The sequence below is a fragment of the Stenotrophomonas sp. Steno-Z10-BAI genome, from assembly GCF_056393115.1.
Genome location: NZ_JBWJOZ010000002.1, coordinates 34,171 through 49,302, shown reverse-complemented (window position 1 = coordinate 49,302; position 15,132 = coordinate 34,171). Strand labels below are relative to the sequence as shown.

16 protein-coding genes are annotated in these 15,132 nt (G+C 66.2%); 10 read left to right on the top strand and 6 right to left on the bottom strand.

The features are described from left to right. Positions 1–11: 11 nt before the first annotated feature. From AC06E9_RS05140 to AC06E9_RS05120, 5 genes are all read right to left on the bottom strand, one after another. On the bottom strand, positions 12–704 hold the full coding sequence (locus AC06E9_RS05140) for a DUF2058 domain-containing protein (protein ID WP_121037920.1): 693 nt from the start codon (positions 702–704) through the stop codon (positions 12–14). 9 nt (positions 705–713) lie between these two features. Then, entirely contained in the window at positions 714–953 is a 240-nt protein-coding gene (locus AC06E9_RS05135) for a SlyX family protein (protein ID WP_019185948.1), read from the bottom strand. Then, entirely contained in the window at positions 946–2,295 is a 1,350-nt protein-coding gene (locus tag AC06E9_RS05130) for a UDP-glucose dehydrogenase family protein (RefSeq protein WP_282262809.1), read from the bottom strand. The genes AC06E9_RS05135 and AC06E9_RS05130 overlap by 8 nt, the downstream gene beginning before the upstream one ends. A gap of 22 nt (positions 2,296–2,317) precedes the next feature. After that, a complete protein-coding gene (locus AC06E9_RS05125) occupies positions 2,318–3,298 on the bottom strand; it encodes an FKBP-type peptidyl-prolyl cis-trans isomerase N-terminal domain-containing protein (RefSeq protein WP_121037926.1) in 981 nt (326 codons plus the stop codon). An 84-nt stretch (positions 3,299–3,382) separates the two neighbouring features. Then, the gene (locus AC06E9_RS05120) at positions 3,383–3,988 is read right to left on the bottom strand and encodes a glutathione peroxidase (protein WP_152152627.1); all 606 of its coding nucleotides are present in this window, start codon (positions 3,986–3,988) and stop codon (positions 3,383–3,385) included. Between the two features lie 464 nt (positions 3,989–4,452). Between AC06E9_RS05120 and AC06E9_RS05115 the strand changes: the two genes are divergently transcribed. From AC06E9_RS05115 to AC06E9_RS05085, 7 genes are all read left to right on the top strand, one after another. Beyond that, positions 4,453–4,707 carry a hypothetical protein gene (locus AC06E9_RS05115; protein WP_282262813.1) on the top strand — a complete coding sequence of 85 codons (255 nt, stop codon included), beginning with the start codon at positions 4,453–4,455 and terminating at the stop codon, positions 4,705–4,707. Between the two features lie 2 nt (positions 4,708–4,709). Then, the gene (locus tag AC06E9_RS05110; RefSeq protein ID WP_019185943.1) at positions 4,710–5,072 is read left to right on the top strand and encodes a GntR family transcriptional regulator; all 363 of its coding nucleotides are present in this window, start codon (positions 4,710–4,712) and stop codon (positions 5,070–5,072) included. Then, complete coding sequence (locus AC06E9_RS05105; RefSeq protein ID WP_121037935.1) at positions 5,069–5,944, top strand: ABC transporter ATP-binding protein; 876 nt, start codon at positions 5,069–5,071, stop codon at positions 5,942–5,944. Before AC06E9_RS05110 ends, AC06E9_RS05105 begins: the two co-directional genes overlap by 4 nt. Beyond that, a complete protein-coding gene (locus AC06E9_RS05100) occupies positions 5,941–6,969 on the top strand; it encodes a hypothetical protein (protein WP_478055610.1) in 1,029 nt (342 codons plus the stop codon). The genes AC06E9_RS05105 and AC06E9_RS05100 overlap by 4 nt, the downstream gene beginning before the upstream one ends. A gap of 27 nt (positions 6,970–6,996) precedes the next feature. Further along, complete coding sequence (locus AC06E9_RS05095) at positions 6,997–7,881, top strand: DUF4097 family beta strand repeat-containing protein (protein WP_478055609.1); 885 nt, start codon at positions 6,997–6,999, stop codon at positions 7,879–7,881. A 30-nt stretch (positions 7,882–7,911) separates the two neighbouring features. Then, positions 7,912–8,520: a DUF2884 family protein gene (locus AC06E9_RS05090; RefSeq protein ID WP_478049309.1), complete on the top strand. Its 609-nt coding sequence runs from the start codon at positions 7,912–7,914 to the stop codon at positions 8,518–8,520. 93 nt (positions 8,521–8,613) lie between these two features. Next, positions 8,614–9,039, top strand: a complete 426-nt coding sequence (locus AC06E9_RS05085) for a hypothetical protein (protein WP_121037947.1) — start codon at positions 8,614–8,616, stop codon at positions 9,037–9,039. A gap of 176 nt (positions 9,040–9,215) precedes the next feature. Here the strand turns inward: AC06E9_RS05085 and AC06E9_RS05080 are convergent, their stop codons facing one another. After that, positions 9,216–10,628 (bottom strand): class II fumarate hydratase, encoded by a 1,413-nt coding sequence (locus AC06E9_RS05080; protein WP_152152634.1) that lies wholly within the window; start codon positions 10,626–10,628, stop codon positions 9,216–9,218. A 295-nt stretch (positions 10,629–10,923) separates the two neighbouring features. Here AC06E9_RS05080 and AC06E9_RS05075 point away from each other — a divergent pair, with 295 nt between their 5' ends. From AC06E9_RS05075 to AC06E9_RS05065, 3 genes are all read left to right on the top strand, one after another. After that, positions 10,924–12,246, top strand: a complete 1,323-nt coding sequence (locus AC06E9_RS05075; RefSeq protein ID WP_461770059.1) for a hemolysin family protein — start codon at positions 10,924–10,926, stop codon at positions 12,244–12,246. A 37-nt stretch (positions 12,247–12,283) separates the two neighbouring features. Beyond that, on the top strand, positions 12,284–13,651 hold the full coding sequence (gene purB, locus AC06E9_RS05070; protein ID WP_123730904.1) for an adenylosuccinate lyase: 1,368 nt from the start codon (positions 12,284–12,286) through the stop codon (positions 13,649–13,651). A gap of 63 nt (positions 13,652–13,714) precedes the next feature. After that, the gene (locus tag AC06E9_RS05065) at positions 13,715–15,118 is read left to right on the top strand and encodes a ribosomal protein uL16 3-hydroxylase (RefSeq protein ID WP_478055608.1); all 1,404 of its coding nucleotides are present in this window, start codon (positions 13,715–13,717) and stop codon (positions 15,116–15,118) included. The last annotated feature ends 14 nt before the right edge of the window (positions 15,119–15,132 follow it).

Below are 15,132 nucleotides of genomic sequence, written 5' to 3'. Positions count from 1 at the left end.
GTTGCGTTGGTTTACCAGACCAGGTCGTCGGGCACCTGGTACTGCGGATCGGCATACGGATCTTCACCGGCCGGCGCATCCGGATCGACCTTCAGCGCCACCGACGGTGCGAACACCGCTTCGGCTTCGGCCAGCACCGCGGCAGTCACCAGCACATAGCGGCCGTTCTGCTGCAGCACGCCGAGCTCGCCGGCATTGAGTGCCCTGAGCTGGTCGGCGGTGACGTAGATACGCTTGATCTTGCCGCCGTACGGGAAGTGGCGCGCGATGTCGGCCGCTTCAGCGTTGAGGGACTTGCCTTCCAGCAGGACCTCCAGCTTGGCCTTGGCTTCGCGACGCAGACGGGCTTCTTCCTGCTTCAGGCGCTCGGCCTCGATACGGTCGTCTTTTTCCTTCTGCGCACGGATCGCATACGCCTTGGCGAGGTCGATGTCCTCGCGCGAGCGCGGCTTGCCGGGTGCGCCCTGCGGCGGGCGGGCACCAGCGGGGCGGCCCTTGCCCTGCGGGCGGCGCTCGCCGTCGCGGGCGGGCCGCTGGCCCTCGCCGGGCTTGCCGGCCGGGCGCGCGCCCTGCGGCTTGCCGGCCGGGCGGCCATCGCGGCGCGCGTCGGGTCGACGATCCGGCTTGCGGTCGTTGGTTCGTTCGGGTTTGGGCGCGGCTTTGAAGCCAAGGCCCAGCAGCTGGTCGCGGAGAGTATCGCTCATGACGTCAGATCAGTAGTGCGGCGGCGGCGGCTCTTCGGCCGAATCGGAATACAACGCGGTGCGGACCTTGCCGAGGTCTTCGAGCAGGATGCGGGTCAGGTCGGCATTGCGGTTGCCTTCCATGCGCGCATCGGCCAGGGCCTCGCTCAGTTCGGCCAACGCCTGCTCCTGGAAGGAGACGCGCATTTCCAGCTCGATCAGGCGTGCTTCCAGTGCCTGTTCGCGCTCGGAGGGTGTGGACTCATGCATTCAACGAACGTCCCCGGCCAATGCCGTAATAAGCCAGGCCCGCGGCTTCGATGTCCTGCGGGTCGTACAGATTGCGGCCGTCGAACACGACCGCATCGTTGAGCATTTCACGCAGGCGGACGAAATCCGGGCTGCGGAACTGCTTCCATTCGGTCACCACGACCAGCGCATCGGCGCCCTCGAGGGCGTCATAAGCGTTGTCGCAGAACACCAGATCATCGCGCTCACCGAAAATGCGGCGCGCTTCTTCGGTCGCTTCAGGATCGTAGGCGCGCACCTGCGCACCGGCCTCCCACAGCTGCGCCAGCAGGCGGCGGCTGGAGGCTTCACGCATGTCATCGGTGTTGGGCTTGAACGCCAGGCCCCACACCGCGAAGGTCTTGCCGCGCACGCCTTCATCCTCGCCACGGTCGTAGTGGCGCTGGATCAGGGCGTACAGATGGCCCTTCTGGTGTTCGTTGACGGCTTCGACCGCGTTCAACAGCTTCGGCTCATGGCCGTACTGCTGGGCGGTCCGGGCCAGCGCCTGCACATCCTTGGGGAAGCACGAGCCACCGTACCCGGCGCCGGGGTAGATGAAGTGCCAGCCGATGCGCGGATCCGAGCCGATGCCCTGGCGGACCTGCTCGATATCGGCACCGACCTTCTCGGCGATGTTGGCGATTTCGTTCATGAACGAAATCTTGGTCGCCAGCATCGCGTTGGCCGCGTACTTGGTCAGCTCCGCCGAGCGCACGTCCATCTCCACCACGCGGTCGTGGTTGCGGTTGAACGGCGCATACAGGCGGCGCATCAGCGCGACCGATTCGGGATTGGACGCGCCCACCACGATGCGGTCCGGCCGCATGCAGTCGGCGACCGCGTCACCTTCCTTGAGGAATTCGGGGTTGGAGACCACGTCGAACGCGATCTCCACGCCGCGGTCGGCCAGCGCCTGCGCGATGGCCTCACGGACTTTGTCGGCCGTGCCTACCGGCACGGTCGATTTGTTCACCACCACCACCGGCACGGTGATGTGCCGGCCGATGGTGCGGGCCACGGCCAGCACGTACTGCAGGTCGGCACTGCCGTCCTCGTCCGGTGGCGTGCCCACGGCAATGAAAATCACCTGGCCATGCGCGATCGCGGCGGCGGCGTCGGAGGTGAAGGTCAACCGCGACGCATCGTGGTTGGCCTTGACCATCGGCTCCAGGCCGGGCTCATAGATCGGAACGATCCCGTTGTTGAGGCCGTCGACCTTGGCCTGGTCGATATCGACACAGATCACCTGGTGGCCAACCTCGGCCAGGCAGGTACCCGTGACAAGACCGACGTAGCCGGTACCGAAAATCGCAACGCGCATGGGCGGTGGTGCTCCAGATCCGTTACGGCAGAACGTTCAGCAGCTCGACGTCGAACGTCAGCGTCGCGTTCGGACCGATCGGGCCACCCGGGGTGCCCTGCTCGCCATAGGCCAGCTCGCCCGGAATCCAGAAGCGGTACTTCGAGCCGGTCGGCATCAGCGAAACGCCTTCGGACCACCCCTTGATCACCTGGTCCAGACCGAACTCGATCGGCTGGCCACGCTGGTAGCTGCTGTCGAACACGGTGCCGTCGAGCAGCTTGCCTTCGTAGTTCACGCGCACCTTGCTGGTCGGCATCGGGCGCTCGCCCGAACCCGGGCGCAGCACCTGGTACTGCAGGCCCGAGGCGGTGGTCACCACGCCCGGCGCGGTCTTGTTCTTGGCCAGGAAGTTGTTGCCATCCACGCGGTTGGTACCGGCCTGGGCGGCGGACTTGGCGTCCATTTCAGCCTGCTTGCCCTTCATGAAGCCTTCCAGCGTGGCCTTGGCCTGCTCGGCGCTCATCTTCGGAGTGCCGTTGTTGAAGGTGGTGCTGACCGCATCGAACAGCGCGTCCAGGTCCAGATCGTCCTTCAGCGGTGCCAGCGACGGGCCCACGGCGAAGCTGCCCAGCATCAGGCCGACCTTTTCACGGTCCACCTTCGGCGGCGCGGTGCCCGGCGCAACGCCCGGAACCGGCTGGCCGCTCTTGGCCATCACGGCCTGGCGCAGGGCGGCATCGGTCTTCTGCGCCTCTTCCTGGCTGATCAGCGGCTGCTTGCCTTCAAAGGCATTGGTCACACCGCGACGCAGGGCGGCCAGGTCGATCTCGCTGGAGATCGGACCGAACGAATTGGCCACATCGATACCGATGGCGTAGCCGAGCTTTTCCCGTTGGGTGTTCAAAGTGGAAGTCTCCTTGACAGCCGCGCGGGCGGCTGGTTGTTGCGACATCGCGGTACCGGTGGCACCCATCGCCAGAATCAGAACCGACGCCGCGGCGCCGCGCATTCCCATCTTCATTCGCTGCATTCCTGGAAGTGACTGGACGCCGACGTCGGCGCGAAAGCAACCATTGTCGCACGCGCGTCCGAGATGTCGATATCGTCAGCGCGTGTTGGTGGTGACAGAGAGTTCACGTTCGATCGCCGCCACCAGCTTCGGATCGTCCGGCGTGACCTTGCTCGGGAACTGCGCTACCACCCGGCCATCGCGGCCGATCAGATACTTGTGGAAGTTCCAGCCCGGGGACACGCCCGTGGCGGTGGCGAGACTGCGGTACAGCGGCGTCGCTTCCGGCCCGGTCACCACCACCTTCTGGAACATCGGGAACTTCACGCCGTAGGTCAGCGTGCAGAACTCCTGGATCTGGCTCTCATCGCCCGGCTCCTGACCCTTGAAGTCGTTGGAGGGGAAGCCCAGCACCGAGAAACCACGCGCGGCGTACTTGCGCTGCAGCGCCTCCAGGCCTTCGTACTGCGGGGTGAAACCGCACTTGCTGGCCGTATTGACCACCAACAGCACCTTGCCACCGTACTGCTTGGCCAGATTGACCTCACCCTTGCCCGCCAGCGGGCGGTAGCTCACATCCAGCAGGTCGGCCGCCTGGGCCGACGCGCCCACCAGCAGGCTGGCCGCCAGCAACAGCAGGGACCAAGGCGCCCGGCGCGCAGCGCGGTCGCGACGGACAGACGACAGAGACACGTGGTGCATCGCGACACTCCAAAGTGGGGACAACGAGGGGGTGAACGGGCCTGGCAAGGGCTGCCAAGGCTGCGGCGGGCACTATATCACCGGTGTTTTTGCCGCCGGACGCCGCCGGTCCGCCGGTTTCAGGCACACGCCAGCAACGCGGTCGCAGCGCCCCATGCAGGGCGCGGGCCCAGCGCATTCGGGGGCTGCTTTGCCGCGTTTGGCGGTGTCGGTTGCGGTAGCGGGCATCCGCATCCCATTGCCTGAATGCGCTTACGGCTTGCCATACCATTGACATCAATGAATGTGCGCTGGCGCATGTCGCCGTCGCGCATCCAACAAACATCCTTTCCATTCAAAGACTTGGGAGATTCCGGACGGGGCCGCCAGGCCCCTGCCATCAGTTGGGTATCGCCCCCTGTTGATCTTCGGCGTGCCGGTGTTATAGTTGCATACAACACCAGTCACCTAGACAGGGGAAGCCCATGAACCGCATGCGCCACCGCCACGCCGCCAAAGCCGTCACCGCCGCCTCGGCGCTGCTCCTGCTCGGCTGGTTCGGCATCCCCTCCGGTGACGCTGGCAGCCCTGCCAGCGCCGATGTGTTTGAAGGCCCGCAGGACGCAGGCGTCATCGAGGCAGGGACCGCCAACGGCGCCCCCACGCCCCCCCGCCGGCTGCACAGCTCCCTGTCCATGCCTTACTTCTCATTCGCGCAGTCGCTGAACCCACGGAGCTGACCATGAGCGATATTCAATGGAGCGATGGTGCTCCGATCTACCGCCAGCTGAAAGAGCGCGTGATCGCCATGATGCTTGACGGCATCATCAAGCCCGGCGACGCCTTGCCTTCGGTCCGGCAGGTTGCCGCCGAGTACCAGCTCAACCCCATCACCGTATCGCGCGCCTACCAGGAACTGGCTGATGAAGGCCTGGTCGAAAAGCGCCGCGGCCTGGGCATGTTCATGACCGAGGAAGCGGCCACGCAGCTGCGCAGCAGCGAGCGCGACCGGTTCCTCAATGAAGAATGGCCGCTGGTCCTGGAGCGCATCCAGCGCCTGGGCCTGAACCTCGACGAATTGCTGCCCCAGGGGAAATCCTCATGAATGCCGTTGCAAGTGATGTCGTCATTTCCGCTCGAGGCCTGCGCAAGGCCTATAAACAGACCGTGGCGCTGGACAACACCAGCTTCACGATCGCGCCCGGCCGCATCACCGGCCTGATCGGCCCCAACGGCGCCGGCAAGACCACCCTGCTCAAGGCGCTGCTCGGCCTGACCTCGGTGGAAGGCGAGCTGCGCGTGCTCGGGCTGGACCCGACCGAGCAGCGAAATGCCCTGATGAACGATGTGTGCTTCATCGCCGACGTGGCGGTGCTGCCGCGCTGGATGAAGGTGCGCGAGGCGATCGATTTCGTCGCCGGCACCCATCCGCGTTTCGACCGGGCGCGCTGCGAGCGCTTCCTGGCCTCCACCAAGCTGCATCCCAAGCAGCGCGTGCGCGAACTGTCCAAGGGCATGATCGTGCAGCTGCACCTGGCCCTGGTGATGGCCATCGATGCCAAGGTGCTGGTGCTGGACGAGCCGACCCTGGGCCTGGACATCCTGTACCGCAAGGAGTTCTACCAGCGTCTGCTGGAGGACTACTTCGATGAGCAGAAGACGATCATCGTCACCACCCACCAGGTGGAAGAGATCGAGCACATCCTCACCGATGTGATGTTCATCCGTGATGGCCGCATCGTGCTCACCACCGATATGGAAGACATCGGCGAGCGCTATACCGAAGTGCTGGTGTCGGCCGATGCCGTCGAGGCCGCGCGCGCACTCAAGCCGATCGACGAACGCGCCCTGCCCTTCGGCAAGACCGTGCTGCTGTTCGACGGGGTGCCACGCGCCCAACTCACGCCCTTGGGGGAAATCCGCAGCCCGGGGCTGGCGGATCTGTTCGTGGCCATCATGAAGGGAACCTACGCATGAACACCGTCAACCACCCCATCAGCAAGGCCAGTTCGTTCAAGTGGCTGCTCAAGCGTGAGTACTGGGAAAACCGTGGCGGGTTCCTGTATGCGCCGGTGATCGCCGGTGGCATCTCGCTGGTGATGAGCCTGCTCGGCATCGTGTTGGGCCTGGTGGCCATGCACCGTGCGGTCAAGAGTGGCGGCCTCCACCTCAACGACGAAAACGTCAGCATCAACGGACTGGACCTGAGCCTGCTGACCAGCAAGCTCGATGCCAAGAACCTGCATGACCTGGCCAACGGCCTGGATCTGACCCTGATCCTGAGCTCGGGCTGGCCGCTGATCGTGCTCGCCTTCGTGGTGTTCTTCTACTGCCTGGGCGCCCTGTACGACGACCGTCGCGATCGCAGCATCCTGTTCTGGAAGTCGCTGCCGCTGTCGGATACGTCCACCGTCCTGTCCAAGGCGCTGAGCGCGTTGTTGATCGCCCCGATCATCGCGGTGATCGCCTCGGCCCTGACCATGTTCGGCTTCCTGGTGATGATCTCGATCGTGGTGATCGCTCACGGCGGCGACCCGATGATGTTGATCTGGGGACCGGCCAGCCCATTGACCATTCTCGCCGGTCATCTGTCCTGGATCCCGGTCTACCTGCTCTGGGCGTTGCCGACCGTCGGCTGGCTGCTGCTGTGCTCGGCGTGGGCCAAAACCAAGCCGTTCCTGTGGGCGGTGATGCTGCCGCTGTTCGCCGGCATCATCGTCAGCACCACCAAGGTGATGACCCTGTTCGACCTGACCGGCGGCTGGTTCTGGAAGCACATCGTGGGCCGCCTGCTGCTCAGCGCGGTCCCGGCCAGCGACCAGTTCTACCGCGGCGAGTCGATGTTCAGCGGCAACGGCAACATGGACAACCTGGTCAACGAACTGGGCCCGAGCCACCAGCTGGCTACCTTCGCCATGCCGGAACTGTGGATCGGTGCCGCCGTCGGCGTGGTGTTCCTGTTCCTGGCCATCCGCCTGCGCCGCCGCGCCGGCGAAATCTGATCCCCGCCCTTCACTGAGGAGCCACCCATGATCCGCATGCTCGCTGTTGCTTCCCTGTTGTTGCTGCCGCTGACCGCCCTCGCCGATGAACCGCAGTGCAAGTTCAACGAAGTGCGTGACCTCAAGCTCGACCTGGCCGGCGCCAAGGCGGTGGTGTTCGAAGTGAACCAGCACGACCTGGTGCTGCAGGCCGGGCCGGGTGCGGCCCAGCTCGGGGGGCGCGCCTGCGCCTCCAATGCGGATTGGCTGCGCGAACTGACCGTGACCCAGCAGAAGGTCGGCGACAAGCTGGTCGTCCGCCTGCAGCGCGACGCCCGCAACACGCTCACCATCAGCGGCAGCAGCTATGCCTACCTGGACATGCGCGGCACCGTACCGGACTCGATCCTGGTCCAGCTCAAGGTCGGCTCCGGCGATGCCAGCGTCACCGGTGCGCACTCGCTGAGCGCCGACGTCGGCTCGGGTGACATCAAGGTTCAGCAGATCAAAGGCCTGGTGACCGCAGCGGTCGGCTCGGGCGATGTCATCCTCGACGGTGCCGGTGCGCTGAACCTGCTCTCGGTCGGTTCCGGCGATTTCAAGGCCCGCAACATCCGCGGCGATGCCAAGGTCGGCACGATCGGCTCGGGCGACTTCGAGCTGGATACCGTGGGTGGCAACGTCGAGATCGGCGTGGTCGGCTCCGGTGATACCGATGTGCGCAAAGCCAAGGGCAACGTGCGCGTCGGCACCGTCGGCTCCGGCGACACCGACCTGCGCGATATCGGCGGCAGCGTCACCGTGGACCGCCATGGCTCCGGCGATGTCACCGCGCGCGATGTCGGCGGCGACCTGCGCGTGGCCAACAGCGGCAGCGGCGACATCCGCCACAGCAACGTGCGCGGCCGGGTGGAACTGCCGCGCGGCAAGTAAGCCTCTCTTCTCCTCTGACGGATACGCATCATGACGACTCGACTGCTGCTGCCTGCCCTGCTGTTGTGCCTGCCGATCGCAGCCTGTACCGCCCCCGACAGTGGCAAGGGCAAGGCGCCCGCCGACCAGAGCGCCGCCGCCCCGGCGACCAGCGCGCTGGATACCGATGGCATCGGCAAGACCGTGCAGGAGGCCACCGAGAAGGCCCGCCGGGAGATCAGCCAGGGCAACATTTCCATCGCCAACGGGAAGACCCCGAAGGCGGAGATCAGCCCGCAGGGCGACCTGCTCATTGATGGCAAGGCCGTTACCGTGGATGCCCACCAGCGTGCGCTGCTGCTGGACTACCGCAAGCAGGTCGAGCAGCTGGCCAGTGCCGGCATGGAGATCGGCGTGGCCGGTGCCAATCTCGGCGTGAAGGCGGCCGGCGAAGCCATCAAGGGCATGTTCTCCGGCGACACCCAGGGCATCGAGGCGCGCGTGAACGACGAGGCCAGGAAAATCGAGGACCAGGCCAAGAAGCTGTGCGGGCTGCTACCCGGCATGATGGTGAAGCAGCAGGCGCTGGCCGCTGCGCTGCCGGCCTTCCAGCCCTACGCAACGATGGACCAGAGCGACATCGACGACTGCGGCAAGTAATCCCGGCACTGCCTGCGACGATGCGTCGCAGGCAGGCCCTTCCCGGCGCCGGAGGACTACAATCCCCCTTCCCGTCGCATGCGTTGCCTGCTCATGAAGAAGCTGAGTCTGTTGCTGTTCGCCCTGTTCTGCCTGGTCGCCACCGGTTGCGATCAGGAGTACCGCAATCACCGCGCCGAGCGCAGCAAGCCGAAGATCACCGTCAGCGACGGCATGGTCACCGTGCGCCGCGCGCCTGCGCCGAACATTATCATCCTGCCCAACGGGCACATGAAAATCGATGAGATCGAAATTCCGCTCAACGAAGAGCAGCAGGCGATGCTGCAGGGCATGTTCGGCCAGCTGCAGGTGCTGCGCCAGAACACCCTGACCGACGCCCCGCCGGACCCGGCCAAGCGCTCGGTGAAGATCCAGGTCCCCGAGGGCATGCAGCCGATCCCGCCGGACCTGATCACGAAGATTCCGGAATTCAAGGACTACACCGAAACCTTCGGCAACCTGCAGGCCGCTCGCCACTGAGTGTGTGCGCGAGCCCCGCAGTGACCGGCAGGCCCCTGGGCAAATGTCCCCCGTCCGCCGCCTGGCGGCGACGGCCTCCTCCTTGATTTTGCCCTGGGGCCCGCCGGCCGCTAGGGGGCTCACGCACAAAAAAACGGGCCGTTCGGCCCGTTTTTCGTTTCAGGTAGTGCGAGCGGTCAACCGCCCCCACCTCCACCGCCATGGATGCCACCGGCAGTCAGTGCCGCCGGATCCAGCAGCCTGCGCAGTTCGGCTTCGGACAGGCCACTGTCTTCCTTGGCCACGTCCAGCACCGGGCGTTGTTCCTTGTAGGCGCGCTTGGCAATTGCCGCCGCCTTCTCGTAGCCGATGATCGGGTTCAAGGCGGTCACCAGGATCGGGTTGCGATCCAGTGCCTCGCGGACGCGATCCTCGCGCACCTTCAACCCGGCGATCGCGGTATCGGCGAGCAGACGGGTGATGTTGGCCAGCAGATGGATGCCATCAAGCAGGTTGGCCGCGATCAGCGGCAGCGTCACGTTCAACTGGAAGTTGCCGGTCTGGCCGGCCACGGTGATCGCGGTGTGGTGGCCGATCACCTGGGCGCACACCATCACGGTAGCTTCGGGAATCACCGGATTGACCTTGCCCGGCATGATCGAGCTGCCCGGCTGCAGCGCCGGCAGTTCGATCTCGCCCAGCCCGGCCAGCGGCCCGGCATTCATCCAGCGCAGGTCGTTGGCGATCTTGATCAGCGCCACGGCCAACGCGTTGAGCTGGCCGGACAGTTCGACCGCATCGTCCTGTGCGGCGAGGCCTTCGAATTTGTTTTCCGCGCTGTCGAACTTGATGCCGGTCTGCTGCTTGAGCTGCTTGGCCACCAGCGCGCCGAAGCGCGGGTCGGCATTGATGCCGGTGCCGATCGCCGTGCCACCCAATGGCAGGCGACGCAGCCGCTTGAGGCTGTCTTCGATCCGATCCTGGGCCGAGAACAACTGCGCCGACCACGCGCCGAATTCCTGTTCGAAGGTCAGCGGCATCGCATCCATCAGATGGGTGCGGCCGGTCTTGACCACCTTGCGCAGTGCGCGGCCGCGCTTGTCGATGGTCTTGCGCAGGTGCACCAGCGAAGGCAGCAGCTGCTCATGCACGCCCAGCAGCGCGGAGACACGCAGCGCGGTGGGAATCACATCGTTGGAGCTCTGCCCCTGGTTGACGTGATCGTTGGGATGCACCGCGGTCTTGCCGGCCTTGCCCGCGCGGTTGGCGAGCGTGGCGATGACCTCGTTGGCATTCATGTTCGAGGAGGTGCCCGAACCGGTCTGGTACACATCGATCGGGAAGTGCGCGTCGTGGCGGCCGTCGGCAACGTCCGCCGCCGCCGCTTCGATGGCCTTGCCGATGTTGCGCGGCAGATGGCCCAGCTCGACATTGACGTTCGCCGCAGCGCCTTTGACCAGGCCGAGCGCGCGGATGAAACCACGCGGCATACGTTGGCCCGACACCGGGAAATTATCGACGGCGCGCTGGGTCTGCGCGCCCCACAATGCATCGGCGGGCACCTGCAGCTCGCCCATGCTGTCGTGTTCAATCCTGAAACCCTTGCTCATTGCTTCAACTCCGCACATCTTTCGTGGATGAAAGGGAACCTGCGGCTGGCAACGGGCCTGATTCCCTGGCTGGCGGCTCGCATCACGATACTCCCAAGCGCCGTTGAAACCCAAGGCCGCGATGGATCGGCTAGACTCGGGATTCGCTTCCATTCAGACAGCCTGCCGCCCCCATGGGTGACGATCCCGACAGTAGTACCGGGCGTGCCGCCGCGCACGCACCGATGACCGCCCTCGCCGCCCCGGCGACCGCGGGTACCCCCTCGCCCCTGGCAGCGCCGCTGCGGGGCCGCGAATGATCGGCAACCTCCTGCTCCTTGCGCTGGCGCTGCTGCTGGTGGTGCTCAACGGTTTCTTCGTGGCCGCCGAGTTCGCGCTGGTCAAGCTGCGCCACACCCAGGCCGTGGGCCTTGCGGAAAAAAACGGCTGGCGTGGGCGCCTGCTGCTCAACGTGCACGCGCACCTGGATGCGTATCTGTCCGCCTGCCAGCTGGGCATCACGCTGTCCTCGCTGGGCCTGGGCTGGGTGGGTGAACCGGCGTTCGCGCATCTGCTGCAGCCGCTGTTCGATACGCTGGGGTTGACCCCGGAAGCCTCGCGCCTGACCGCTTTCATCATCGCCTTCAGCATCATCTCGTTCCTGCACATCGTGCTGGGCGAACTGGCGCCGAAGTCGATGGCGATCCGCCGCCCGGAAGCGATGTCACTGTGGACGGCCGCACCGCTGTACCTGTTCTACTGGGCGATGTACCCGGCCATCTGGCTGCTCAACAACAGCGCCAACGCGCTGCTGCGCCTGGCCGGCTGGGGGGATGTGGAGCACACCTCGCACCGTTATTCACGCGAGGAGCTCAAGCTCATCGTGGGCCGCCAGCAGCCCACCGGCAGCGCGCCGGACCAGGACCTCACCCTGATGAGCCACGCCCTGGAACTGCCCGAACTGGTGGCCGGCGACCTGATGCGCTCACGCGACCATATGCGTTCGTTCCGCGACGGGATGAGCCTGGCCGACGTGATGGCCGAGTTCGCCGAGAGCCGCTACAGCCGCTACCCGTGGTTCGACCGCGACGGCGAGGAAGTGCTCGGCATCCTGCACATGAAGGACCTGCTGGTGGAAATCGCCCGCGGCAACCCAACCGACGATCTGCGCCCGCTGCTGCGCCCGGCCAACCTGATCGCGCTGGAGACCCCGGTGCCGCTGGTGCTGGAACGCTTCCGCACCGGCACCACCCACCTGGCACTGTGCGTGGAAGAACACGGCCGCATCCTGGGCTACTTCACCCTGGAAGACCTGCTGGAAGTGGTGGTCGGCGATATCGAGGACGAGCACCCGCATGTCATCAAGGACGCCCCGACCCGCGGCGCGGACGGCACCCTGCTGGTGGCTGGCTCGACCTCCATCTTCCGGCTGGAGCGCCTGCTGGGGCATGACCTGAGCGCGCCGGACCACCTCAATTCGGTCGGCGGGCTGATCGTGCACCAGCTCCAGCGCCTGCCCGAGGAAGGCGAGCAGCTGGAGATCGACGGGCACCTGTTCACGATCAAGCGCATGGCCGGGCACCGTATCCAGGCGGTGACGGTGCGCATGGCACAGGCCGAGGACGCCGGGGCAGCGTAGAATGACGGCCCCCGCTGCCACCGATCTGCGCCCTGCCATGTCCGAATTCGCCCTGCTCGCCCTGTCCCCGCTCGATGGCCGCTACGCCGGCAAGGTCGATGCCCTGCGCCCGATCTTCTCCGAATACGGCCTGATCAAGGCCCGCGTGAAGGTGGAAGTGGAATGGCTGCTGGCACTGGCCAATGAGCCGGGCATCGTCGAACTGGCCCCGTTCTCGGCCGCTGCCACCGCGCGCCTGCGGGCCCTGGCCGATGACTTCGCCCCGGCCCACGCCGCGCGGGTGAAGGAGATCGAGCGCACCACCAACCACGACGTCAAGGCCGTGGAGTACTTCATCAAGGAGCAGCTCACCGCCGATGCCGAGCTGGGCCCGGCGCTGGAGTTCGTGCATTTCGCCTGTACCAGCGAAGACATCAACAACCTCAGCTACGGCCTGATGCTTGAGCAGGCCCGCCGCGAGGTGCTGCTGCCGTCGCTGGACAACATCGCCGGCGTGCTGCGCGCCCTGGCCCACGCCCAGGCTGCCCAGCCGATGCTGTCGCGCACCCACGGCCAGACCGCCTCGCCGACCACCCTGGGCAAGGAAGTGGCCAACGTCGTGGCCCGTCTGGAGCGCCAGCGCCGCCAGATCGCCGCAGTGGAGCTGACCGGCAAGATCAACGGCGCGGTGGGCAACTACAACGCCCACGTCATCGCCTACCCGGACGTGGACTGGCCGGCCTTCGCCCAGCGCTTCGTGGAAAGCCTCGGCCTGGTGTTCAACCCGTACACCACCCAGATCGAACCGCATGACAACGTCGCCGAGATCGGCGATGCCGCGCGCCGCGCCAACATCATCCTGATCGACCTGGCCCGCGACGTCTGGGGCTATATCTCGCTGGGCTACTTCAAGCAGAAGCTCAAGGAAGGCGAAGTCGGCTCGTCGACCATGCCGCACAAGGTCAACCCGATCGATTTCGAAAACGCCGAAGGCAACTTCGGCATCGCCAACGCCCTGTTCGAGCATTTCAGCGCCAAGCTGCCGATCAGCCGCTGGCAGCGTGACCTGACCGACTCCACCGTGCTGCGTGCGGTCGGCACCGCGTTCGGCCACACCCAGGTCGCCCTGGACTCGTTGGCCAAGGGCCTGGGCAAGCTGACCGTGAACCCGGAACGCCTGGACGCCGACCTGGACGCCGCGTGGGAAGTGCTGGCCGAAGCCGTGCAGACCGTCATGCGCCGCCACGGCCTGCCCAACCCTTACGAACAGCTCAAGGCCCTCACCCGTGGCCAGGGCATCACCACCGAATCGATGCAGGCCTTCGTCGAATCCCTGGAGCTGCCGGCCGACGCCAAGCAGAGCCTGCGCGCCCTGACCCCGGGCGGCTACATCGGCCTGGCGGCGGACCTGGCCAAGGCGATCTGAAGGCATGGGCGCGGCACCGTCGCGCCCCCCAATACCCGTCTATACGCTGCAAGGATCTCCCCCATGGCCGCACGCAAGACCAAAACCCCCGTCATCGACATCCAGGCCCGCCCCGGCCTGCCGCTGGGCATGCCCGCCGCCACCTTCCTGCGCGATTACTGGCAGAAGCGCCCGCTGCTCATCCGTGGCGCCTTCCCGGATTTCGAAACCCCGGTGCAGCCCGAAGACCTCGCCGGTCTGGCCTGTGAAGAAGGCGCGCTGTCGCGCCTGATCACGCACGATCGCGTCACCGATGGCTGGAGCGTGCGCACCGGCCCGTTCCAGGAAGAGGAATTCCCCGGCATGCCCGACCACGACTGGACCCTGTTGGTCCAGGACGTGGACAAGTGGGACGCCGACGTGCGCGCCCTGATCAGCCACTTCAACTTCCTGCCGCGCTGGCGCATGGATGACGTGATGATCAGCTTCGCCGCCACCGGCGGCTCGGTCGGCGCCCATGTGGACCAGTACGATGTCTTCCTGCTGCAGGCCCATGGCCATCGCCGCTGGCAGATCGACGCCAGCGAATCCATCAAGGGCAAGCGCCCGCCGCTGGATTTCCGCGACGACGTCGAACTCAAGCTGCTGCGCCGCTTCAAGCCGACCCACGACTGGGTGCTGGCCCCGGGCGACATGCTCTACCTGCCGCCGAATGTGCCGCACAACGGCGTCGCCGAAGACCCCTGCCTGACCTTCTCCTTCGGCATGCGCGCCCCGGCCTCCGCCGAGCTGATCAGCGACTACCTCGATACCCTGATCGACGGTGCCGACGAGTCCATCCGTTACCAGGATCCGGACCTGAAGGTGCCCGAGGACCCGAACGAGATCGACGTGGTCTCGATGAACCGCGTGGTCGAAGCGCTCAACGCCATCCGCATGAACGACCCGGACAAGCTGGGCGACTGGTTCGGCCGCTTCATCACCACCTACCGCGCCGCCGGGGAAGTGATGGCGCACGGCGAACCGCTGCCGCGCGAAGAAATCGAAGCCGCACTGGGCGCAGGCGTGGAACTGCAGCGCCACCCGTGGGCGCGGCTGGCCTGGCGTCGTGCCAAGCGCGGTGCCAGCCTGTACTGCAGCGGCCTGGACTTCGCCCTGCCGGTCAAGGATGCGCAGGTGCTGGCCGGCGCCGAACAGATCGGCGCGGCGCTGTACCAGAAGCTCTCGGCCAAGGGCCGCGATGCCGTGCAGGCGCTGGTCGCCGGCGGCTTCTACCAGCTGGTGGACGATGCCGGGTTCGAGGACGAAGACGACTACGTCGCCGAGTACGACATCGTCGACGGCACCGACGCGGTCGAGGTCATCGATGACGAGGCCATCCAGGCCGATGTGCACGAGGTCACCATCCATGACGACGGCATCGAAGTGATCGTCGATTTCGACGACAGCGACGAGACCGACGGCAAGGACGAGCCCCCGCGCGGCTGATCCGCCCGCCCGCC